This window comes from Plantactinospora sp. A48 (genome assembly GCF_055793945.1).
This window is the reverse complement of record NZ_JBTIXF010000044.1, coordinates 1-21,130: the sequence shown is the minus strand read 5'-3', so window position 1 is coordinate 21,130 and position 21,130 is coordinate 1. Positions and strand designations below refer to the sequence as shown.

The 21,130-nt window shown below is 68.7% G+C and carries 18 protein-coding genes; 12 read left to right on the top strand and 6 right to left on the bottom strand.

Annotation, left to right across the window (positions count from 1 at the left end; all coding sequences use genetic code 11):
* Nucleotides 1-79: 79 nt before the first annotated feature.
* The 4 genes from ACXN5W_RS21005 to ACXN5W_RS20990 form a co-directional block, all read right to left on the bottom strand.
* Nucleotides 80-829, bottom strand: a complete 750-nt coding sequence (locus ACXN5W_RS21005; RefSeq protein ID WP_473160046.1) for an ABC transporter permease — start codon at nt 827-829, stop codon at nt 80-82.
* A gap of 197 nt (nt 830-1,026) precedes the next feature.
* Complete coding sequence (locus ACXN5W_RS21000) at nt 1,027-1,806, bottom strand: SDR family oxidoreductase (RefSeq protein ID WP_473160045.1); 780 nt, start codon at nt 1,804-1,806, stop codon at nt 1,027-1,029.
* Between the two features lie 233 nt (nt 1,807-2,039).
* Complete coding sequence (locus tag ACXN5W_RS20995; protein ID WP_473160044.1) at nt 2,040-2,762, bottom strand: hypothetical protein; 723 nt, start codon at nt 2,760-2,762, stop codon at nt 2,040-2,042.
* A gap of 135 nt (nt 2,763-2,897) precedes the next feature.
* A complete protein-coding gene (locus ACXN5W_RS20990) occupies nt 2,898-3,725 on the bottom strand; it encodes an NAD(P)H-binding protein (RefSeq protein WP_473160043.1) in 828 nt (275 codons plus the stop codon).
* A gap of 99 nt (nt 3,726-3,824) precedes the next feature.
* Between ACXN5W_RS20990 and ACXN5W_RS20985 the strand changes: the two genes are divergently transcribed.
* The 5 genes from ACXN5W_RS20985 (at nt 3,825) to ACXN5W_RS20965 (ending at nt 9,719) form a co-directional block, all read left to right on the top strand.
* A complete protein-coding gene (locus ACXN5W_RS20985) occupies nt 3,825-4,229 on the top strand; it encodes a winged helix-turn-helix transcriptional regulator (protein ID WP_473160042.1) in 405 nt (134 codons plus the stop codon).
* 162 nt (nt 4,230-4,391) lie between these two features.
* Nucleotides 4,392-4,979, top strand: a complete 588-nt coding sequence (locus ACXN5W_RS20980; RefSeq protein WP_473160041.1) for a MazG-like family protein — start codon at nt 4,392-4,394, stop codon at nt 4,977-4,979.
* Nucleotides 4,980-5,513: 534 nt separating this feature from the next.
* Nucleotides 5,514-6,074, top strand: a complete 561-nt coding sequence (locus ACXN5W_RS20975) for a flavin reductase family protein (protein WP_473160040.1) — start codon at nt 5,514-5,516, stop codon at nt 6,072-6,074.
* 320 nt (nt 6,075-6,394) lie between these two features.
* Nucleotides 6,395-7,609, top strand: coding sequence for a PqqD family protein (locus tag ACXN5W_RS20970; RefSeq protein ID WP_473160039.1), 1,215 nt, complete (start codon nt 6,395-6,397; stop codon nt 7,607-7,609).
* A gap of 1 nt (nt 7,610) precedes the next feature.
* Nucleotides 7,611-9,719 carry a tetratricopeptide repeat protein gene (locus ACXN5W_RS20965; RefSeq protein ID WP_473160038.1) on the top strand — a complete coding sequence of 703 codons (2,109 nt, stop codon included), beginning with the start codon at nt 7,611-7,613 and terminating at the stop codon, nt 9,717-9,719.
* A 66-nt stretch (nt 9,720-9,785) separates the two neighbouring features.
* Here ACXN5W_RS20965 and ACXN5W_RS20960 read toward each other — a convergent pair whose 3' ends face one another.
* Nucleotides 9,786-10,991: a low temperature requirement protein A gene (locus ACXN5W_RS20960; protein WP_473160037.1), complete on the bottom strand. Its 1,206-nt coding sequence runs from the start codon at nt 10,989-10,991 to the stop codon at nt 9,786-9,788.
* 282 nt (nt 10,992-11,273) lie between these two features.
* Entirely contained in the window at nt 11,274-11,906 is a 633-nt protein-coding gene (locus ACXN5W_RS20955) for a TetR/AcrR family transcriptional regulator (RefSeq protein WP_473160036.1), read from the bottom strand.
* 74 nt (nt 11,907-11,980) lie between these two features.
* Between ACXN5W_RS20955 and ACXN5W_RS20950 the strand changes: the two genes are divergently transcribed.
* The 7 genes from ACXN5W_RS20950 (at nt 11,981) to ACXN5W_RS20920 (ending at nt 20,934) form a co-directional block, all read left to right on the top strand.
* Nucleotides 11,981-12,817, top strand: coding sequence for an aldo/keto reductase (locus ACXN5W_RS20950; RefSeq protein WP_473160035.1), 837 nt, complete (start codon nt 11,981-11,983; stop codon nt 12,815-12,817).
* Nucleotides 12,818-12,968: 151 nt separating this feature from the next.
* On the top strand, nt 12,969-13,676 hold the full coding sequence (locus tag ACXN5W_RS20945) for a Crp/Fnr family transcriptional regulator (RefSeq protein WP_473160034.1): 708 nt from the start codon (nt 12,969-12,971) through the stop codon (nt 13,674-13,676).
* A 29-nt stretch (nt 13,677-13,705) separates the two neighbouring features.
* A complete protein-coding gene (locus ACXN5W_RS20940) occupies nt 13,706-14,515 on the top strand; it encodes a hypothetical protein (RefSeq protein ID WP_473160033.1) in 810 nt (269 codons plus the stop codon).
* On the top strand, nt 14,512-16,560 hold the full coding sequence (locus ACXN5W_RS20935; protein WP_473160032.1) for a hypothetical protein: 2,049 nt from the start codon (nt 14,512-14,514) through the stop codon (nt 16,558-16,560). The genes ACXN5W_RS20940 and ACXN5W_RS20935 overlap by 4 nt, the downstream gene beginning before the upstream one ends.
* Nucleotides 16,557-17,237 (top strand): hypothetical protein, encoded by a 681-nt coding sequence (locus ACXN5W_RS20930; RefSeq protein ID WP_473160031.1) that lies wholly within the window; start codon nt 16,557-16,559, stop codon nt 17,235-17,237. Before ACXN5W_RS20935 ends, ACXN5W_RS20930 begins: the two co-directional genes overlap by 4 nt.
* Nucleotides 17,234-17,692: a Pycsar system effector family protein gene (locus ACXN5W_RS20925; RefSeq protein WP_473160030.1), complete on the top strand. Its 459-nt coding sequence runs from the start codon at nt 17,234-17,236 to the stop codon at nt 17,690-17,692. The genes ACXN5W_RS20930 and ACXN5W_RS20925 overlap by 4 nt, the downstream gene beginning before the upstream one ends.
* 284 nt (nt 17,693-17,976) lie before the next feature.
* The gene (locus ACXN5W_RS20920; RefSeq protein WP_473160029.1) at nt 17,977-20,934 is read left to right on the top strand and encodes a M4 family metallopeptidase; all 2,958 of its coding nucleotides are present in this window, start codon (nt 17,977-17,979) and stop codon (nt 20,932-20,934) included.
* The last annotated feature ends 196 nt before the right edge of the window (nt 20,935-21,130 follow it).

Here is a 21,130-nt window from a genome sequence, read left to right as displayed (position 1 = left end):
AGCGGTCTTGATCGAGGCGGGACCACCACGGGTCGCCGTCGCGGGATGCGGCGGGCGCGAGGCTGGGCGTTCGCCGGGCTCACGGTGATCGGGGGAGTAGACGTTCCCGGGCCATGATTTCGATGGTGAGGACGATGGCGGTGGCTTCGACGGCGAGGAGGCCGACGAGGACGAACAGCTGGGTGATCCCGGCGGTCAGGGGACTCGCGCCGCCGAGGAGGACGCCGACGAAGGCGCCGGGGAGGGTGACGAGGCCGACGGTGCGGGTCTGGTCGAGGGCGGGGATGAGTGCCTGGCTCGCGGCGGGGCGGCAGACGAGCAGCCGAGCGTCGCGGGGAAGTAGACCCAACGCGAGGGCGGCTTCGACCTCGCCGCCCCGGGCGCGAAGATCGTCGTTGAAGCGCCGCCCGGCGAGGCTGGTGGCGGTCATGGCGCCGCCGGTCAGGATGCCGGCGATCGGGATGATCGCGATGCCGCGCAAAGGCACCAGACCGGCGAGCAGCAGGGCGGTGACGACGGTCAGGCTGGCGGTGGCGATCGGGACCCCCGCCCACCACCCGTACGGCCCACCGGTGATCCGCCGGCCGGAAGTGACCGTGGCGACCACGCACATGAGCAGGACGAACGCCCCGGTGGCCCACAGCGAGCCGACGATCGCGGTGATTACCAGTGACACGGCGCCCAGTTGCAGCGCGGCGCGGACGGCGGCGACGGCGAGCTGTCGGCCGTGTCCGAGCCGTCCGACGGTGGCGATGGCGGCTGCGGCGGCGGTCAGCAGCGCCAACGCGACGGCGAGTTTCGGCCCGGGCACCAGCATCGTCGAGTTCATCCGGCCAGTGTTGCCACAGCGCCGGCGGGTTCGCTCAGTTGCTGCCGGATGCGTCTGCGGACGCCGTCGCGTCGGCGGCCTCGGTGGGGTCGCCACCACTCCGACGACGATCTCGGGGCGGTGCTGTTCACCGTCGGTCATCGATGCCACTCCCGGTAGCCGGGCTCGTTGCCGTTGATCGTCACCCGAAACTGGCGCTAGATGACGGGGAGTTCACCGCCATCGACTGTCAGGCTTACTCCGGTGACCCACTGAGCCCGGTCCGACGCGAGGTAGGCAACGGCCTCGGCGATGTCGCGCGGATCTCCGGGACGCCCCAGCGGGATGCCCGCTGTCGTGGCGGCAAGCGGGACGTCCATCGCGTCGGCGAAGTTCTGGCGGATCGCGTCGGCGCCGGGGGTGAGCACGTTGCCGGGGATGATCGTGGTGACGCGGATTCCGGCTGGCGCGAGTTCGGAAGCGAGCGCTTTGCTGTAGGCGTTGAGGGCGGCCTTGGCGGCACCGTAGTGAGCGAATGGTGGCGTCGGTGTGAGGGCCACTCCCGATGAGATGTTGACGATCACGCTGCCCGACCCGGCCTCGCGCAGCGCCGGCAGCAGCGCGTTGTTGACCCGCACCGCGGACAGGTAGTTGAGGTCGAGTGCGTCGATCCATTCCTCGTCGGGGATGGATGAGATGCCCCCCATGTGGAGGCGGGCCGCCGCCGCGTTGTTGACCACGATGTCGACGCCGCCGAGTTCGTCGAGCGCTGCCGTGGTGAATGCCCGCACGCCCGCGAGCGTGCCGATGTCGCCCTGAATGAAGGTGGCGGCCTTCGGTGTCTCGTCGGAGGCGTTACGCGCCGTGGTGACGACGGTCGCGCCGCCGTCGAGCAGCCGCTGCACGATGGCCGCGCCGATCCCGCGACTACCTCCCGTGACTATCGCCCGCTTTCCATTGAATTCGGTGGCATCCGGAGAAATAAGAGTTTCGTACATAAGGTGCAGAATAGCGAGTGCTGAGGTGCTCGGTGGGCTGATCGTCACCCTGCGGCGCGGGATCGAGACGCTGGCCGAGGGCGGATGGGTCTTCCCACGGTCCCGGGCGGGTCTGCGCTGCATCGCTATCTCCGGACGTGGGTCAGCGACTCGTTGTCAACGCCGTCCCGACCTTGCCGGCCGGGACGATCGTGGACGGTGAACCGCCGCCGGGGTTCGGTGCGGACTCCGGGTCAGGGGTTGCGCTGGGTGAGGTAGCGCAGGCCGCGTTTGAGGTAGGTGCGGGGGTTCGTGTCCAGGTGCGTGGCCCATGGCGGGTCGGTTTCGGCACGCAGCCACGCGTATCGGGCCAGGGCGTAGCCGTACATCGGTTCGGTCAGGTAGCCCAGCCGTGAGGTCCGGTACCTGGCCCTGTCGCGGGTGTACTCGAATGCGGCGTTGGCGGTGAAGATGCCCAGGCCGAAGAAGACGGTCAGCAGGTCGGTCAACGGTTCGTGGTCTTTCCGATCTGCCGAGATCCGGCCGTCGCCCAGGAGCAGCACGTGACCGAGTTCGTGGGCGATGGTCGCCACCAGGGCCATGGGCGTGGCCGCCTGCTCGTCCTTGATGGCGATGACCGAGCGGCCGTCGCGTACCCGGTGGTGACCGGCCGCGCCGACCGACCGCGAGGTGACCGGTACGTGCCGGGACAGCCGCGGGTCGACATCGTCGGCGTAGTGCTCGAGGTCGACCCGGGCCGGGTCGATGCTCAGATGGGCGCAGAGTGTCCCGAGTACCGACCTGATGTCCTCCCGCGAACCGTGATAGGCACCGGGGAAGAAGTCGTCGGTCGGCAGGACCACCGTGTGGTGCAGGCGGTGGTCACCGAATTCGCTCCGCAGCCAGTCCAGTGAGGTGTCGATCCATTCCTGTTCGACCCGCTGGACCGGGCACCTCGTCCGCCCCCACTGCCACATGGGTGCATTGTGCGACGACGCCGCAACGCGGTAAGGCATCATCCGGTGCGCCGTTCATGGCATGGTCGCGCTCCTGTCGTGTCGGCCCTGCCCCTGTCGGCCGTGTCCGCCGCGTGCGTGTCGAGCTTCGACGGGCTATTTGAAGGCGGCGCTGTTACGCGCCGCCCAGTCGGCGAAGGTGCGGGGCGAGCGGCCGAGGATCTGCTCGACATGAGGGCTAACCCGCTGCTCCTCGGGCTTCGGCGTGCCCAGGATGTCAAGGGTGGCCGCTACGGCCGACTCTGGCATGAACCGCAGCATCTGTGCCCGAGCTTCCGCGCGGCTCTGCTCGACGAACCGGACCGGCTCACCCAGCGCGTCGGCGATCGCCATCGCCTGCTGCCGAGGTGAGATCGGTGCCGGCCCGGTCAGCTCGTATGCCTTGCCGACGTGACCGGAATCTTGCAACGCCACGGCGGCAACCTCGGCGATGTCGATCGGGTCGATGGTCGGTAGCGCGACATCTCCGAACGGCGCGGCGATCATCCGTTGCGAACGGACTATCTCGGCCCACATGAGCGCGTTGGAGTGAAAGCCTCCGGGCCGCAGCAGTGTCCAGTCCAGACCCGACCGCCTGACCGGGTCCTCCAGCGTCGCGGGATGGCGTCCTGTGGCAACGCCCTGTGAGGACAGCAGGACTATCCGGCGGATCCCGCGAGCCCGCGCGACATCGAGTACGGCGCTGACGTTGCCGCCGGCCGACACGAAGTCGCCCGAGGTCAGCAGGAACAGCCCTTCGGCACCGTCGAGCGCGGGCGCGAGGCTGCTCGGCTCGGCCAGGTCGGCCTGCTGGTGTCGTACCCCCGATGGCACATCCAGCGCTGAGATCCGTCGCGAGACCGCCGTCACCTGCGCTCCGGCCGCGACGAGCATCCGCACCAGGGGCTGTCCGACGTTGCCCGTCGCTCCAGTCACCACGATCATGTTCACTCCCGGTCGTCGAGTTGTCTGTGGCTCGACGGAAGCCAACCATCGCTGGGATAGTAGGTACCTAGAGGAAAGTAATGAAAAGAGGGGCTCATTGTGACCGACAGCACAGTTCCGGCGGCTCGTGTCGATGTCACCCCGGAGCAGGCGTGTCCGATCGCCCCGGTGGTCGACATCGTCTTCAGTCGCTGGACCACCCCGATTCTCTGGGCGCTCAATGAGTACGGGCGGCATCGGTTCGTGGAGCTGGAGCGCCGCATCGCCACCATCACACCCAAGGTGCTGACCCAACGGCTCCGGCAACTGGAACGCGACGGGCTCGTCGTGCGTACGTACCACCCCGAGGTCCCGCCCCGAGTGGAGTACGAGATCAGCGACCTGGGACGCAGCCTGGCGCCGCTGTTCGCATCACTCGCGCACTGGTCGGTCAACCTGGCCGCGGTCGAGCAGGCCCGGCTGGACTACGACTCCAGGGAACGGATTGGCAACCGTCGAATCTGATCCGACGGTTCATCGGTGGACGTTGCGACAGTCGCGCCCGCGCTCATCATGTCCGCCCGTCCGCCCGTCCGCCCGTCCGCCCGTCCGCGGTGCGCTGGCGGCGGCGCCGCGTACCGGCAAGAGAGCCTGCGTACTGGCCCAGTACTCGACGCGAGGAGGCTTGTGGCGTCGAGCACGGCCGGGTCCAGGATCCTGCACGGCTGTGGCCTCACCGGGGCCGTGGCGTTGACGCAGCGCCCGCTGGTGTGCCGAGGCCGCTTTCAGGAACGTGAATCGACCGCGCCCGGCGACCAGGTCGTCTATGCAGGGGAGATGTTCGTGACGAGTGCATCCGGCGGCGGCGCCGCCGACGCGAGCGGGCGCGGCGTGCCGGACACCGTGATCTGGGAAACCATCGCCGCGTCCCGGGCGTGGCTGGACCAGCACAATGGTGATGCCGAGCCGGAGCTCGGCCTGCGGATCCTCAAGATTGTCGAGGAGGCGGGCGAGGCCGCGGCGGCGTGGATCGGCACCCTGGGTCAGAACCCCCGTAAAGGGGTCAGCCACAGCCGGCAGGACGTGGCCGACGAACTCGGCGATGTCGCTTTCACCGCGCTGGTCGCGGTGGCCAGTCTCGGCTACGACCCGCAGGACATCCTCCGCCGGGTGGCCGACAAGGTCCGTCCGCGCCTCACCGGCCCGCCGCAGACGCCCGTTCCGACGACCCGGCCACCCGACCGCGGATCCACCCGGGAAACCACTGACGGCTGAGTGTCAGGTCGGGATGGACGGCGACTGACTCCACCGCGACCCTCGGCCGCAAGAGTGTGTCGGAACCTGGGGCCCCGCGAGGGCTGATGGTGTCCGATGCCTGCCGGGAGAGTGAACGTGGCCGACGTACCCAGAAAATATCCTAGGAAGCTTAGGGGGAAGGGGATACGTCACTGGGGCAGTGGAGCCCCGTAAAGACTTGCCGACCCGGGACCGGACGGCGACGACCTCGTGTCGGGTTCAGGGCCTGCCTGAAACGGCACCCGTCGGTGTCCGGGCATCGGGGCCGGCCGGGGCCTGCACATAATCGTCAGAGGTGCCGCGTTCATTCATCTATCCACCAGAACCGGCGTGACTACCCCGCAACCGACTACCCGGTCATATCTCAACCTTGCGAAAACCCTGATGCCTGACCAGTCACCCGCCCCATTCCTCCCCCTAAGGAAATTTCTGGCGTCATTTGAAACATGGAAGTTTTGAAATGGGGTAACCGTGGACGTAGTCTTGTGACGTGCCCACCGGCCCTTTCAACCAATGCTTAGTCCGCTGGCAGATACGGGCAGTCCTGGCATGAAAGGAGCGGGTGGTGGCCGACGACGCGTGCGGCCCGAGGACCCAGAGTCAGACGATTTTGATTCCCTCGTCCTACGGCGGGTACTCGGCAGGTTCGCGACCGGCGTAACCGTCGTAACAACCCGAGCCGCAGACGACTCCCCGATCGGCCTGACAGTCAACTCGTTCACCTCCGTCTCACTCGATCCACCAATCGTTCTGTGGTGCCTTGGATCACGGTCGTCGAGCCTCGATGCGTTTCAGCATGCGTCACAATTCGCGGTCAATATCCTCGCGGAGTCGCAAGGGGCCATCGCCAGACGATTCGCCCAGCCCTCGGTCGCACGGTTCCATAACGTGGATTGGCATCCGAACGAGACCGGGCTGCCGGTGCTTGATGGCGCTTCGGCGACCCTGACCTGCAATCTCGTCCGCTTCCTCCCGGTCGGTGATCACTGGATGATCTTTGGCGAAGTGATTCTGGTCAGCCAGGGAACAGATCGCCCGCTCATCTTTCTCGACGGCATCCTTCGGCCTGCATAATCTCTTCCCGGTCTCCGGATCCGGTGCGCCCGTACACCCATTGACAGGAAGCTTGCCACAGGCAACTATGTATGCAGGTTGTCAACCTGGATCCACTGGCCACGGATTCTTGAACACGACTGAAGGGATGCACCATGAAGGAAACGAAGGTGCTCAAGAAAATCACCATCCGGCGGACTGGCGACGTGCGTCTGACCACCGCCCCCTGCGACTGCCCGTACCACATCTCCTGAGGTTCCGACTGATTAACGCCGGGGGACCGTCGCCGAGCAATCGAGGCGGTTCCCCGGCAACTGTTGGCAACGCGTGCGGAGGATGTTGTGGGCGAGGTGCTGTCCCTTCACGAGCTGAGCTTTGTGCCCGAGGGCGACGAGGTGGTTGTTGGGCGTCCGGACGTCGGCGAGTACATCGTACTGCCGGCGGATGGCGCAGAACTGCTGCGCAGACTGTCCGAGGGAATGAGCACCAATAGTGCAGCCCTGTGGTACCAGGAGCGCTTCGGTGAACCGGTGGACCTGGAGGACTTTGTCGAGTCACTCCGTGAACTCGGTTTCGTCCGCACGGACGGGGCGGCTCCCGACGCCGCTCCGACCGGTCCACCCAGTGTCGTGCTACGGACAGCCGGCCGCATCCTGCTCTCGCGTCCGGCACTCGCCAGCTATGGGCTGATTTTCGCGGGTTGGCTCTGGTTGCTCATTGGCCACCCCGAAATACGACCGGCGCCCCGGCACATCTTCTTCGTCGACTCGCTGGTCGTCGTGCAGCTGACGATCCTTGTCGGACAGACCCCGCTGATTTTCGCGCACGAGATGTTTCACCTGCTCAGCGCAGCCCGACTCGGGCTGAAGAGCAGCATCCGGATGAGCAACCGGTTGAACTACATCGTGGTGGAGACCAAGCTCAACTCGTTGTTCAGCGTGCCCCGCGCCAGACGCTACCTGCCGTTCCTGGCCGGCATGATCTGCGATGTCGTGGTGCTGTCGATCGCCGGCTTCATCGCCCAGGCCACCCGCGACGCCGACGGAGGCTTCACCCTGGTCGGACGCATCTGTCTCGCGCTCGCCTTCACCGTGGTGATGCGGATCGCCTGGCAGTTCCAGTTCTATCTGCAGACCGACCTGTATTACGTCTTCGCGACCGCCCTCAACTGCCACGACCTGCACGACGCGAGCATGACGCTCCTTCGCAACCGGCTCTGGCGGCTGCTCGGCCGCACGGCGCGGATCCGCGATGAGGAGCAGTGGACCCCGCATGACCGCAGGGTGGGCGCCTTCTACGGTCCCTTCGCGGTCGTGGGCATCTGCGTGATGGTGCTGATCATGGTCTTCGGCTCGCTTCCGGTCGTGCTCCGGTACTTCTCCATCGCCTGGCACGGCCTGCTGACCGGCGTGGCCGACCAGGCATTCTGGGACGCGGTGGTCTCACTGTCCTTCAACGCCGTGAACGTGTTCCTGCTGATCCGGCTGTCGCTGCGCAAACGCCGGGAGCGCCGGGAGCGCACCGCGTCGGGCCGTCTGACCGAGGGAGTGATGTGACATGTCCACCCATCAGCTCATCATCGGCGAGCGTGCGGTCGACCGCCTGGCGATGATCGCCGGCCAGGCCGAGGCCGTCCTGGTGGCCCGATGCCATCGGCAGCGCCGCGGACCCTACACGGGGATCGACACGGTGCTGAGCGCCGTGCTGCCGGAGGCGATGCGGCACTGGCCCGAGCTGGTGGAGCAGCACCGGGTGGAACTCCTCTACGGCATGCCGGAGTTGGCCGAGCTGATCGGCCCATCCCCGCGTACCCTCGCCGACGAGGCGTCCTTCAAGGAGCGCACCCGGTTCTACGGGGCCAGCATGGTCCGCTGCATGAGTCAGGGGATCGTCACCTTCCTGCGGACGTACGCGGTACGCAGTAGCGACGCCGGCCTACGCCTGCCGCCGCTGGTGTTCGACGAGGTACACGCGGCGGCCGCCACGACCCTGGAGTTTCTGGCGCTGCTGCTGCGGCGGGTACCGGCCGAGCTGTGGCCGATAGCCGTCGGGATGGCCGAAGACACCACGCCGCCGGCCGAGCTGCGGGCTGCCCTGGCGACTCACGCGACCCGGCTGACTGCCCCGGCCGCCTCGGCGACCTCGGTGCCCCGTCCAGGTGAGGAGCTGGCCCGAAGCTTCGTGGAGGGTGACGGCACGAGCGACGACCCGGCCGAGCGGGAAGCCTACGCGGGCCTTTCCGCCGCCGATCGGGCCCGCCTGCACGACCAGCGGGCCGACCGGCTCACGTCGGACGCCACGTGGGGGGTCCGGGTGGGCGCGATCACCTACCACCGGGAGCACGGCAGCGACCCCGGTGGGGCGGGGCGGGCCGCGTTACGGGAGGCCCAGCGCTGGTGCGTACGGATCGGTGTCTCCGACACGATCGTCGACCTCGGCTTCCGTGGCCGCGCACTGCTGGATCCGCAACTCGACGAGCAGGACTACATCGAGTTCACCAACCACCTCGCGGCGGCCCTCGTGCCGCTGGGTCGACTCGATGAGTCGATGCAGCTCTACCTGGAGCTTCGCCGGCTGTACGCGAACCCCAAACTGCACATGACCAGCAGCTACGCGATGGCCATGATGTACACGCGCTTCCTGCGACCACGCGACCACGCGACCGCGTTGTCCTGGCAGAACAACGCGGTCGCCATCGCCAATCTGCTCCCTGACCCCGCCGACCGGCTGACGTACAGCGTCTTCCAGGCCAACGCACTGGCGCTGATCGAGATGCATCGCGGCAACCTTGAGCAGGCGCTCGAGCTCGTCGAAGGGGGGATCAGTCGGCTGGACGCGGCGCTCGGCACGGGCGAGTGGGTCCTGCACCGCTCACAGCTCCGGTACAACCGGGCCCGGCTGAACGCCGCGCTCGGCAAGTGGCAGGAGGCGTACGCGGACTTCACCATCCTCATCGAGCAGGACCCGTACTACACGGACTACCTGTCGGAACGGGCAAAGATCTCCCGCAAGCTCGGAGACCTGCACGCGGCGCTGGCCGACTACGACCGTGCCGTCCAGCTGGCACCGCCGTACCCCGAGTTGTACTACAACCGGGCGACGGCCCGGCTGGCACTGGACGATGTCGACGGGGCGCTCGCCGACCTGAACTACGTCCTGGACATGGAACCGACGGACACCGACAGCAGGCTCGTCCGGGCCGAGATCCTGCTTGCCCAGGACCGGTTGGAAGAAGCTCAAGCCGATGCGGACTCGGGCCTGACACTGCACCCGGACGAGCCGAGGCTGTTGTGCATGTCCGGCAGCATCGCCATGCAGCGGTCCGCGTACACCACAGCCGCCCGGCTGCTGGAGGACGCGCTGAAGAGCGATCCGGCCTACCCTGCCGCACTGGTGAACCTGGCCGTCGTGCGATACAAGTTGGACGAGCCGACCAAGGCGATTCCGCTGCTGGATCGGGCGCTGGAGGAGGTAGGCCCCGACCCGGATCTCCTGTTGAACCGGGGCATCGCCCACCACGCCGCCGGTGCGCCGCAGCGCGCGATCGTCGACTTCGACGCGGCGCTGGAACTCGACGACGCCGACGTCCCGGAGCTGAGGTCATGGCGTGATCGGTGCCTTGCCGAGGCCGAGCGGACGCACGTGGCGGAGGCCCGGGCTTCCTGACCGCCGGACGGGCCGCGACAGTGACGGCGCCCGGACCGAGCCGGAACTGGTTGCTGACGCGGCGAATCAAGACGTGGGTGACACTCCCGGCTGGCCGAGTGGTGACGGCGGCTCGGATGGGCGGTTGTGGGCCCGGGTTGCGTCGGATATGGCGATCCCGATCAGGACGAGGGCGGCAGCGGCGGCGACCACGACCGGCGGCATGGGGAGCATCGCCGGTGCCAGGGCGGCCAGCGCAACGACGCCGACAGGTCGGGATCGGGACACGCGGCCGAATACCGTGTGCTCGAAGCGGGCGCGCCCGACCACGTACAGGGCAGGTCCGCCGATGATGACGGCGATCCAGGCTGGTGGAGTGTGCCCGAGTGGGTGGGCGATGACGAGTTCGTCGCCGACGGCGGCAGCGACCACGCCGGCCACCATGACCAGATGGGCGTATGACGCCGATCCGGCGAGGCGGACCGGGTCGGCGGACACGGCGATGGCTTCCGCCAGGACCTGTCCGGCGCGGTAGATGTAGATCCGCCACAGCAGCACGGTGGTCGCGATCGACACGGCGAACGCGGCGACCCGGTCCGGCGCGAAGCCGCTGCTGCTGAGTGCCAGCCCGGTGACCAGGATCAGCTCACCGAGCGCGATGATGAAGAACTGTCGGTAGCGTTCGGCCAGGTGCTCGCCCGAGATCACCAGGTCCTGGCTGGGCGTACGACCCGCCCGTGGGGTGGGAAAGCCGATCCTGCCGGCCGTGTGGTCAAGAACCACCGCGAGTGCCCACAGTGCGCCGCGCGCCGTACCGGGCACGAACGCCCCCGTCATCCACGGCAGTGCCGACAGGCCGTACCAGAACAGCCCGCGCATGCCGGTGCGCTGCAGTTCGTGGCCACGCAGAGCGGTCACGAGAACGAGTCCGCGGCTGAGCTGGATGGCGACGTAGGCGCCCGCGAAGATCAGGCCCGTGTCACCGAACGCCTCGGGCACCGCGGCCGCCATCACCAGGCTGCCGACCATGGTGGCGATGACCAGCGTCTGGATCACCGGTCGTTGCGGGTCCGTCCTGTCGGTCAGCCAGGCGGTGCTGGACCAGACCCACCACATGGCACCCAACAGCACCAGCGTCCGGAAGGCACCGCTCCAACCGAGATCCTCGGCCAGTCCGCGCGAGAGCTGGGCGAGCGCGAGGACGAACACCAGGTCGAAGAAGAGTTCCAGGAACGTGGCCCGCTGCGGATCCTCGGGGTCCCGCACCAGCTCGGCGGCCCTGCTCGTCGTCATCGGCCCGCCCGTTCTGTCGGATCTGATCCTGCTTTATGGGCATTCTGGCATGCGGTGGTGCCGGTGCACGCGGACGGGCCGCCGTGGGCAGGATCGGAGCGACCCGCATTACCGGAACGGGGCCGGTCGAGGCTGGTGAAGATCGACCGTCAACGTGACGCTTCCGGCAGATGCGCGCACCCGACCGATCTTGGCTGATCGGCGGGTGGAGGTCGGTGCGCTATCGGGCGTGTGTCGATGAGGCTCTTGGCGGTTTGCTCGGGAAGTGCGGTGGCGCGGCGGTCATCGGCGGTGTCCGGCTGCGTCGAGCGCGGGGGCGAGCGGCGCCAGTGTGGCCCGTACGAGATCCGGCAGCGATCCCGTGGGTATCACGAAGCCGTGCATCGACGATGGCGTGCTCACCGAGTCGAGCCACCGCCGCAGCGCGAGCCGGGTGGCTGCGATGACACCGGCGGCGAGCACCTCGGCGGTCTGCCGGTCGACGTCCGGGCGCCGCTCGGCGATCGCGGCGGCCAGTGGTTGCTCGATCGTGGCGGTGGTGTCGACGTAGGAGGCGCGCAGCGCGGGCGTGGACGTGATCAGCAACATCGCCGTCCGCTGGTCGTCGCCTGGATCGGCGTACTGTCCGGCGACGGCGTCGATGACGGCATCCGCGAGCCCGACTTCAGCCGGCCGGTCGGCGATGGTCGCCACGATCCGCGACGCGCGTTCGGCGGTGACCGCTGCGATGATCGCCTGTTCCCGGCTGGAGAAGTAGTTGTTGTAGGTTCTCGGCGACACACCGGCGGCCTCGGCGATGTCGTCGACGCGGACGTTGCCGGGTCCGCGTTCCAGCGCGAGGCGCAGTGCGGCGGCGCTGATCGCCGCTCGGGTCGCCGCCTTCTTCCGTTCACGTAAGCCGGGTTCCTCTGTCATCGGGTGCAGCATCGCAGACAGAGTGCGTGCACGCAAATTTGCGCGCGCGCACATTCTTGCTATGGTCGCTCGTCATGACGAACGACTTCTCCCTCGGCGGTGACCTTCGGGTCCGCCGCCTCGGTCTTGGCGCGATGCGGCTCGCTCTCGGCGGCCGAATCCGCGAGCCCGAGGACGGCATCGCGATCCTGCGCCGCGCCACCGAGATCGGTGTGAACCACATCGACACCGCAGCCTCGTACGGGTCCGGCACCCTCCACGCGCACGACATGATCCGGCAGGCACTCTCGCCGTACCCCGCCGATCTGGTCATCGCCACCAAGGTCGGCGCGATGCTGGAGCACGGCGATCCCGCGACCGCCCAGCGTCGTCTCATCGAACAGGACCTGCGCCGGCTCGGCCGCGACCACCTTGACCTGGTTTACCTACGCACGAACGGCATGGGTGAACCCGCTGGCGAGTCAATCGGCGAACGGTTCGCGGAACTGGCACAACTTCGTCAGGAAGGACTGGTCCGACACCTCGGCGTCAGCCATGTCAACGCGGACCAACTCGGTGAGGCACTGTCCATCGCCCCAGTCGCCGCCGTACAGAACCAGCACAGCGCGGCGCACCAGAACGACGCGGTCCTCGCCCGGTGCGAGCGGGACGGTATCGCGTACGTGCCCTACTTCCCGCTCGGCGGCGGTCGGCCGCGGACCGATCGGGCCATCCTCGCGAACGTCGCCGCCCGGCACGATGCCACCGTCGCACAGGTCGCGCTGGCCTGGCTGCTCACCGCCTCGCCGGTCACTCTCGCGATCCCGGGTACGAGCTCCCTCGACCACCTCGCCGAGAACGTCGCCGCCGTCGGACTGCACCTCACCACCGACGACCTGGCCGAACTGCGCCGCGAGCCGCCCACCAGATGAGCCCCACCAGCACGCCACGGCCGGGTCGGCATGCCTGGCGAATCGGAGTCAGCTCGACCTCGACCGGCCGGGATCGTTCAGACTGTCGGATGCGTTCCGATCAGGACGCCAGGTGTGTCGAAGTCGGTGCCGTCGGCGATAGATTCTGTGCATGCATGACTGCGGAGAGTCCGGGCTCGGCGCTCATCTCCCGCAGGACGAGTGGTATCGGGTGCGACACACCGGAATCCGGGTACGCTTCGAACCCCGTGATGTTCTCCTGCGTCAGGGCGATACCACGCAGCACGTGCATGTGGTCGTGGCTGGCTGCGTCAAAATCGTACGATCGGAGAATGACGGCAGCCGAGCGATTCTGACGTTGCGGGCTGCCGGCGACGTTGTCGGCGATCTGGCCGCGGTCGACCTGCAACCCCGCTCGGCCACCGTCACTGCCCTCACCACCACGGTGACCCGGCTGCTGACCGGCCCGCAGTTCCGGCGTTTCCTGACCCGCCCCGCGTTCGCCGCAGGTTTCGCCACCTACACGGTGGGCCGGCTGCGCACCTCGGACGCCCAGCGTACGGCGTTGGCCGTGCTGCCGGTGCGGGAGCGGCTGGCCCGGGCGCTGATCCAGCTCGACCGGGAGAGCCGACGCACCGCCGAGCGCCCCGCGATCCGGCTGTCCCAGGCGGAACTCGCCGAACTGGTCGGCGCCTCGCGCAACGCGGTCGTCGCCGAGCTGACCGCCCTGCGTGAAGCCGGCATCGTCGCCACCGGACGGCGCGAGGTCGTCGTCATGAACCCGGCGGCGCTGAGCGGCCGGTCACAGGGTTTCCGCCCAGAAGTGGGCAGAGAACGACCTGGTCCCGGTCGACGCTGAGGGGGTCCCGTCCTGGAGAAAGGACCCCCATGGAACACATCCCGTTCGCACAGTCGATCGACTTGCCGCCGTACCGGGCGATCCTGGCGGTGGACGCCAAGGGCTTCACTGCCGAGCCTGGCAGCACGCACGAGACGATCAGCAAGAATTTGCTCGACCTCGCGGGCGACGCCCTCACCGGCGCCGGTCTACGGGCTGAGTGGGAACGCCCGGCGTTCCTCGGCCCGACCGGCGACGGATTCGCCGTCGGGCTCCCGACGCACGTCCTGCCCTATCTGGTCGACCCGTTCCCGCGCCTGCTCCAGGAACGCCTCGCCGAGCACAACCGCCAGGCTCGGGCACGCCTTCAGCTGCGGGTGAGCCTGCACGTCGGGCCGCTGCCGGCGGACCCGGAGAATCCGCACTGGACCGGCAACGGAGACGCCCGCAACGACACCCACCGCCTGCTCGACTCCGCGCCGGTGAAGGCCGTCCTCGCCGGAGCCAGCCCGCAGGTCACATTCGTGGCCTGCATCTTCTCCGACCGTGTTTTCACCGACGTCATCGCCGCCGGCTACGCGGGGATGCGGCCCGAGCGGTGCATTCCGGTCACGGCGGTGGTTGACGGTAAAGCGTTCAACCAGCAGGCGTGGCTCCATCTTCCGGTGGTCTCCGGGAACCTGCTCGGCGTGCTGCCGGCCACGCCGGCATCCTCCTCCCCATCGCAGTCGCAGTCGTCCTCGCCGCGGGCGGAGAAGTCGGCGCGGCCGCGGATCTCCGGCCCTCGGGTGAAGCGCAACGACGGCATGGTCGCCACCACGGTCGAGAGCATGACGATGCACAAGGACGGTGGCCGGTGACTGCCGACCCGATCGAGCCCGTGGACCCGGACATCGACGAGTCCTACGCCGATGACATCGACGACGGCTCGTACGGGGGCGACGGCCCGTACGTCGAGGAGAACAGCGGCCAGGTCGCCGCGCACGTCGGCCGCATGGTGCAGACCGTCCACAACTGGCTCGGGCGGTACCAGGCCGCCCGGGAGCTTTCCGACACCTTCGTACGGGAGACGATCGAGACCTTCGTGGCGCGTGCCTACGGCCCGGGCGGGCTGTCCAGGCAAACGGCGGCCGGGATCCTGCGGGAGCAGCGGCACATTCTGCTGGTGGCCGACCCCGGCACCGGCCGCCGGACCGCCGCGGTCGGGCTGCTCGGCGCCATCCCCTCGCCCCGGCGGGAGATCCCGGTCGACGACGACGAACAGCGGCTACTACCTGTCGACGAGGTGCCATGGTCGTCGTACGGCCGCTGCGCCTACCTGCTCACGGTGCCGCCGGGAAACCGGAACGGGCGACTGCGGGAGCTGCTCATCGCCTATCGGGAAGCCGTGGAGAAGCGGGACTCGTACCTCGTCGTCCTGGTCGATCGGAAGAGCCTCGAAAGTCCCGAGGACGTTCCGGGCTTCACCGTCCTCACGGTCACCACCCCCGTACGCACGGAACTGCTCAGTCGGCTCCTGGACGACCAGCGCCCTCGACTGGACGTGGACGCCCTGCTCCAGACGCCGCCGCTGCCGGCGATGCTGCAAGACGCCACCCCGACCCAGATCGCCAGACTGTCCCGCCGGATCAGAGCCGCAGCGGAAGACCCCCGGGAGCCACTGGCTGAGATCGCCCGCAAGGCGGTCCAGGCCTATCAGAACTGGGACGATGAACTGGTCGCCTGGTTCGAGAACAACGCGGACGCCCGAACCCGGCTCTTCCTCATCACCCTGGCCTTCCTGCAGGGGGGACAGGCCACAAATGTGCTGCACGCCACCGAGAAGCTCGCCGAAAAACTGGCTGAACCGGCGAATGTACGCGGCGGCATCGGCGCCCCCGGAATCCGCCAGCTAGCCAAGACCGTCAACGCCCGGATCGACGACCAGCACCGGATCTTCTTCACCCTTCCGTCCTACGACGTCGCGATCCTGCGCTATGTACACGGCGACCAGTCCAAGGCATTCCGCACCCGACTCTGGAGCTGGGCGTCCGACCTGCCGATGCGCCGCGGTGGTTCCCCGAATGTCCGCGTCGCAGGACAGGTGACGTCGGCCATGCTCGCCGTGACCCTCGCGCTTCCTGGGGCCGACGCGCCCGAGGTGCGTACCCTGACCGAACGGTGGTGGGGTTACCAGACCCTGCGCCCGCTGGTCCTCGACCTGATGACAGCGGTGGCGATGAGTCCCGAGGCCGGACCGGCGATGCGCGGTCGGCTCAACCAATGGGCCGTCCACTCCGGAAGCCTGCCCCTGCTCTGCGCCGTCGCCGCGGTCTGCGGTGGGCCGCTGGCGGACACCTACCCTCAGGTGGCGTTTACCCGGCTGAACAACTTGGCCGGGCGGGGCATTGACGCCGTCACCGACGAGGTCGTGGCGGCCGTACGATCGCTCTGGGAGCGACCGCTGCACCGACCGGCCACGCTGCGCCGGATCGTCCAGTGGGCGGCCGGGCAGGACCAGCGCCACGACGTGGGCCTGCGCGCCCTGGCGGCGATTTCCGAGACCCCGGACCGGGCCCGGCTCATCCTCACCGAACTGACTGGCGACCCGGAACTGCGCACCGACCTGGTAGCCGCCTTCACCCTCGTGTTCACGGGCGAAGGACCACGCAGCGAGTTCCGCGAGTCGCTCCTCCGCTGGCTGGACACGACAGCAACCGAACCCGCCTACGAGGATCTGTTCACCGAGCTGATGATCCGGGCCGGCGGGACCGGCCAGGGCGCCAGCAGCCGGCTCGCCCGCATGTCCGACCTGCTCTACGACTGGCAACCGTTGGCGCGCGACGCTGAGGCGCCGGCCGCTCGCGACCTGCGTGACCGGCTCAACGAGCGGTTCCACCGAGCAAACCCGCTGGAGACCCCATGAGCGACAACTGGCGCGGACGCCTCTCCAACCTGTGGACCAGGCCCGAAGAACCGGCCCAACCAACACGCACCACTTTCTTCGCCGAACTGCGCAGCTGCCACTCGCACATCCCGTTCAACGCGACCTTCCAGCTTTGGCAGCACGGCAACGGCCAGGCGACACTCTGGCCCAGACGGCAGGAGATCACCCAATGGGCCGACCGGGTGACCGCCCGATACTGCGTCACCCAGGCAGGCAACGCCGAAAACGAACTCAACACCCGGATGGGCAACGACGTCCACGTGCAGCTGCTCGTCACCCCGCAAGCCCGCGCCGCCGCCGAGACCATCCTGGAGATTGACCGGCAGACCGCCATCGAACGGTTGAAGCACCAGGCCGAGCTGGATCGGGCCAATTACCTACGAGAAAGCGTCTACTCACGACCCGACGTTGCCCGCAGCTACTGGCTCTACCACCATCCCGACCAACTGAACGCGATGCTGAACATCGACTTCGACGGAATCGCCGCCAAATTCGGTGATGTCGGAGAGTCCCAGTTTCAGCTGACAGCCAAGCTGATCGGTGACTTCCTCGGAAAACTCGACGACGGTCAACGCCGCTATCTCCTCGGACAACTCGGGAAGATCTTCACCTCGTACGACCGATCAGACCTGACAGAACAGCTGGAGGCCTCATGAGGGAGGCAGGACACGCCTCCTTGCAACAAGCGAACGAGATGATCCGCTTCGCCGATGTGAAGGCGGCCGCCGTCCTGGCGGTCGCCGGGGTCCTGACCGGGCAACTTCCGCCAGCGCACGATCCGTGGGCCAAGGGCGTCCTGCTCATCGCCGGCGTCTGCGTCGTACTCAGCGCTCTACTGGCGCTCTACACGCTGGCACCACACCGGCAGGCCACGACCCCGTGGTCACTGCACTACTACGACCACGTCGCCCGTCGGTACGGCGACGACCGGGAAGCCTTCATCGACGCCTGGACGAAGGCGGCAACCGACAACGAGACCTTCGAACGGGCCATAGCCGGACAGCTCTGGGCGGCCCACCTGGTGGCGTACCGAAAATTCACCCGGATCACCTGGTCCATCCGGGCCCTGGTGGTCGGCGTCGTGGCCATTGCGACCGTGGCCCTGACCTGAGACCCACCCCCAACTTCTCCTATCCCCGCGGGGTGATGAGCGGCTCGAGGTGTTGACCCCGTCGAGGCTGATCCCGACCAGGACGTGGACGGGCCGGTTCGCGACCTGCCCGTGGCGGATCTCCGTGACCACGGCGTCGGTGAACACCCTCGCCGTCGAGGTGTGCGCGCTTGTGCAGATGCGCAAAGTCGTCCTTGTGCCGGTGGCGACACGGCGGTGAGGGTGAGCGAATCCCCTGCCGCAAGGAGTCGGCCGGGCGTTGGACCACTTTGCAGGAGCAACAGATGCGCAGACCCAAGGCACCACCTGCCCTCGCCATCCTGGCGACGGCTGCCCTCCTCGGAACCACCGCCCAGGCCGCGAACGCGGCGACCCCGTCACCGACTGGCACGACGACCACCGCGGAGGCTTCCGCTCCGGTCACCGTGGCGCCCGCCACGGACACCCCCACGCTCGTGGACGACCTGGCCGACCCGGTCGAGGCCACGATCGCACCGGACAAGGCCGCCAAGGCACACCTCGCGGGCCACAAGGACCGCTACAAGATCGCCGACCCGGCCGGCACGCTCAGCACAGCGAGCGTCGACACGCGGGACACGCAGGAGACGGTCCGGCTGAACCAGAAGTACAAGGGCCTGCCCGTGTTCGGCGCGCAGTACGTGGTGCGGATGGAGAAGAAGGCCGGCAGGCGCGTGGTGACCGGCACGTCGGGCGCCTACTTCACGGATCTCGACGTCGACACGACCAGCACCTCGATACCCGTGGACGTCGCGACCTCCCGAGCGGTCGAGGACGTGCGCAGGAGCCTGCACCCCGGCGCGGCCGTCGTGGCCGGCGCCCCGCGGCCCGGCACGCCGCCCGACGCCGCCCACGCCGACCTCAGCGGCACCGACCAGGGCCTCGTGGTCATGCCGACCGGCACCGGCGTGCTCGCGCGGCGCGTGCTGGTCAAGGGCAAGGACGCCGTCACGGGTCAGCCCGTGCTCCGCGACGTGTACGTGGGCGCGACGAACGGGGTGACGCTGCTCAGCGTCAGCCGGATCAAGGCCTTCGCCACCGCGCAGCAGGCCGCCGCCCTGGCCGGCGACGGGACCATCGTCGCGCCGCGGCGCGGGACGCAGCCGTCCCGGTCGGGCGACGGCACGACGCCGGTCGTCGGCGAGGGCCGGAGCCTGCACGGCGTCACCGTGCCGGTCCCGCTCGTCCGGACCGGCGACGCGAGTTCCTACCTCATGATCGACCAGACCCACACCCTTCCCGACGGCCGGACGGTGCCGATCACCACCTGGGACGCGCGGGGCCGGGACTACTACGAGCTGCTCGACGGCCAACTGCCCGAGGGCGTGGGACCGTTCGCATCGCCGTCGAGCACGCTCGGCGCGGACCTGACCGACGCCGGTGCCGTGGACGCGGCCTGGGACGCCGCGAAGGTGTTCGAATGGTTCCAGGCGAAGCTCGGGCGCAACAGCCTGGACGACGCCGGCATGCCGATCAACTCGATCGTCGGCATCACCTACGGCGGCTCCCCGTTCGTGAACGCGTACTGGGACGGCACCCGCATGGTGTACGGCAGCGGCGACGACGAGTACCTGCCGCTGGCCGCCGACCCGGACGTCGTGGGCCACGAGATGACGCACGGTGTGGTGGAGAACTCCGCCAGCCTCGTCTACGCCGGCCAGCCGGGCGCGCTCAACGAGGCGATCGCCGACTACTTCGGCAACGCCATCGACCTCGACGCGTCGGGCACGTCGATGTCCGACCCCGAGGCGAGCCTGATCGGCGGCGACCTCTGCCGCACCCTGGCGCCCACCAGGTGCGCCCTGCGCAACCTCGACGACGGCGCCACCACGGCGGACTTCCAGCACCTCATGGACACGCCGCAGATGGACGACGGCGGCGTACACCTCAACTCGACGATCGTGTCCGGGGCGCTGTGGGACCTGCGCCAGGCGTTCGGCGGCCCGGTCGCCGACAAGATCGTCTACCGGGCGCTCACCGACTACCTCACCCCCATGTCGGACTTCGTCGACGCCCGCGACGCGGTGCTCGCCGCCGCCAAGTCAACCGGCCTGAACCCGAAGGACCTCAAGGTGGTCCGGGCGGCGTTCGACTCGCGGGGGATCACCGCGAAGTGGAAGGCGAACCTGTACGGCAGGAACACCGACCTTCTCGTCGACCGGCTCAACACCGGGATGTACGTCGACATGGCGGCGAGCATGGCCGGCGGCTGGTTCACGGTGCCGCGGTCGGACGCGAACCACACCCAGCCGCCGTCGATCTGGGTGGGCCGCACCGACGGCAGGGTCGCGCCGTACCGGATCTCCCCGGACGACGGAAGCGCGCACAGCTTCCCGCACACCGACGGCAGGCGGGTCGTCTGGCTCTCGATCAAGGCGGATCCCGACTCGCCGACCTGGGAGACCAACCGCATTCTGTCGGCGCCCGTCCGCGGCGGGCGCGTCGAGGAGCTGTACAGCTCGCCGTACCGGATCGACGGCCTGGGCTTCGACGGCACCGTCGTCACGTGGAGCCAGTACGACCCGGAGCAGGGCTACCTCGACGTCGTGCGCTACCTGCGGGGCAGCTCGCGGACCGTTCACACCCTCGCGCACCCCGACTGGCTCGGGAACGCGACGGCGCCGAGCGTCAAGGACGGGAAGATCTCCTACGTCCGGTACGAGGACTACGGCAAGCCCGACGCCAACGGCACCTGGTGGTCGCTGGGCGTCGAGGTGTACGACGTCGCGACCGGGAAGACGACCTTCGCGGGCGGTGACCCGGGCGCCGAGACGATGAGCTACCCCCAGGTGTCCGGCACCGGCGTCGCCTGGGTGATCAACCGTGACTACGGAACCTACGTCGACGGCCACTGGAGCCAGGGGACGTTCAACGACTCCGTGCGGCTCTTCGACTTCGCCACCGGCACCAGCCAACTGCTCTTCGAGGAGAACTCGCCGCAGGCGATCCGCGCCGACGTCCTCACACTGTCCGACACGACCCTCACGATCACTGAGGAGGCCCCCGCGGACCTCTGGCTCGAGACCGGGGGCTACCCGGACAACTCGCTCAACCCGAAGCTCAAGCAGTACAACCTCACCGGGACGTACGTCGGTCCGGCGTCGTGCAGCCCGGGCGCGCAGATGTTCGCGACGGCGGGCGTGGGGCGCGAGGTGATCTTCATGGACTCGTCGGCGGGCGGCTTCGGCCTGGCGTACGCGAAGGGGGCCAGGTCCTGCAGGTGAAAGCCTGCTGAGGGAGCGTGAGGCACGACAGCGGGGGGGGGGCGAGAGCCAACGAACACAGAGGCCGGCCTCCTGCCAACACCACCCCCCCCCCCCCCCCCCCCCCCCCCCCCCCCCCCCCCCCCCCCCCCCCCCCCCCCCCCCCCCCCCCCCCCCCCCCCCCCCCCCCCCCCCCCCCCCCCCCCCCCCCCCCCCC

What these genes read in the sequence shown, in the direction of transcription:
- ACXN5W_RS20960 (WP_473160037.1), bottom strand. Translation starts at nt 10,991, where the DNA reads ATGACGACGAGCAGGGCCGCCGAGCTGGTGCGGGACCCCGAGGATCCG.
- ACXN5W_RS20995 (WP_473160044.1), bottom strand. Translation starts at nt 2,762, where the DNA reads ATGTGGCAGTGGGGGCGGACGAGGTGCCCGGTCCAGCGGGTCGAACAG.
- ACXN5W_RS20990 (WP_473160043.1), bottom strand. Translation starts at nt 3,725, where the DNA reads ATGATCGTGGTGACTGGAGCGACGGGCAACGTCGGACAGCCCCTGGTG.
- ACXN5W_RS20945 (WP_473160034.1), top strand. Translation starts at nt 12,969, where the DNA reads ATGCATGACTGCGGAGAGTCCGGGCTCGGCGCTCATCTCCCGCAGGAC.
- ACXN5W_RS20965 (WP_473160038.1), top strand. Translation starts at nt 7,611, where the DNA reads ATGTCCACCCATCAGCTCATCATCGGCGAGCGTGCGGTCGACCGCCTG.
- ACXN5W_RS20925 (WP_473160030.1), top strand. Translation starts at nt 17,234, where the DNA reads ATGAGGGAGGCAGGACACGCCTCCTTGCAACAAGCGAACGAGATGATC.
- ACXN5W_RS21005 (WP_473160046.1), bottom strand. Translation starts at nt 829, where the DNA reads ATGAACTCGACGATGCTGGTGCCCGGGCCGAAACTCGCCGTCGCGTTG.
- ACXN5W_RS21000 (WP_473160045.1), bottom strand. Translation starts at nt 1,806, where the DNA reads ATGTACGAAACTCTTATTTCTCCGGATGCCACCGAATTCAATGGAAAG.
- ACXN5W_RS20950 (WP_473160035.1), top strand. Translation starts at nt 11,981, where the DNA reads ATGACGAACGACTTCTCCCTCGGCGGTGACCTTCGGGTCCGCCGCCTC.
- ACXN5W_RS20940 (WP_473160033.1), top strand. Translation starts at nt 13,706, where the DNA reads ATGGAACACATCCCGTTCGCACAGTCGATCGACTTGCCGCCGTACCGG.
- ACXN5W_RS20975 (WP_473160040.1), top strand. Translation starts at nt 5,514, where the DNA reads ATGCTTAGTCCGCTGGCAGATACGGGCAGTCCTGGCATGAAAGGAGCG.
- ACXN5W_RS20920 (WP_473160029.1), top strand. Translation starts at nt 17,977, where the DNA reads ATGCGCAGACCCAAGGCACCACCTGCCCTCGCCATCCTGGCGACGGCT.
- ACXN5W_RS20930 (WP_473160031.1), top strand. Translation starts at nt 16,557, where the DNA reads ATGAGCGACAACTGGCGCGGACGCCTCTCCAACCTGTGGACCAGGCCC.
- ACXN5W_RS20955 (WP_473160036.1), bottom strand. Translation starts at nt 11,906, where the DNA reads ATGACAGAGGAACCCGGCTTACGTGAACGGAAGAAGGCGGCGACCCGA.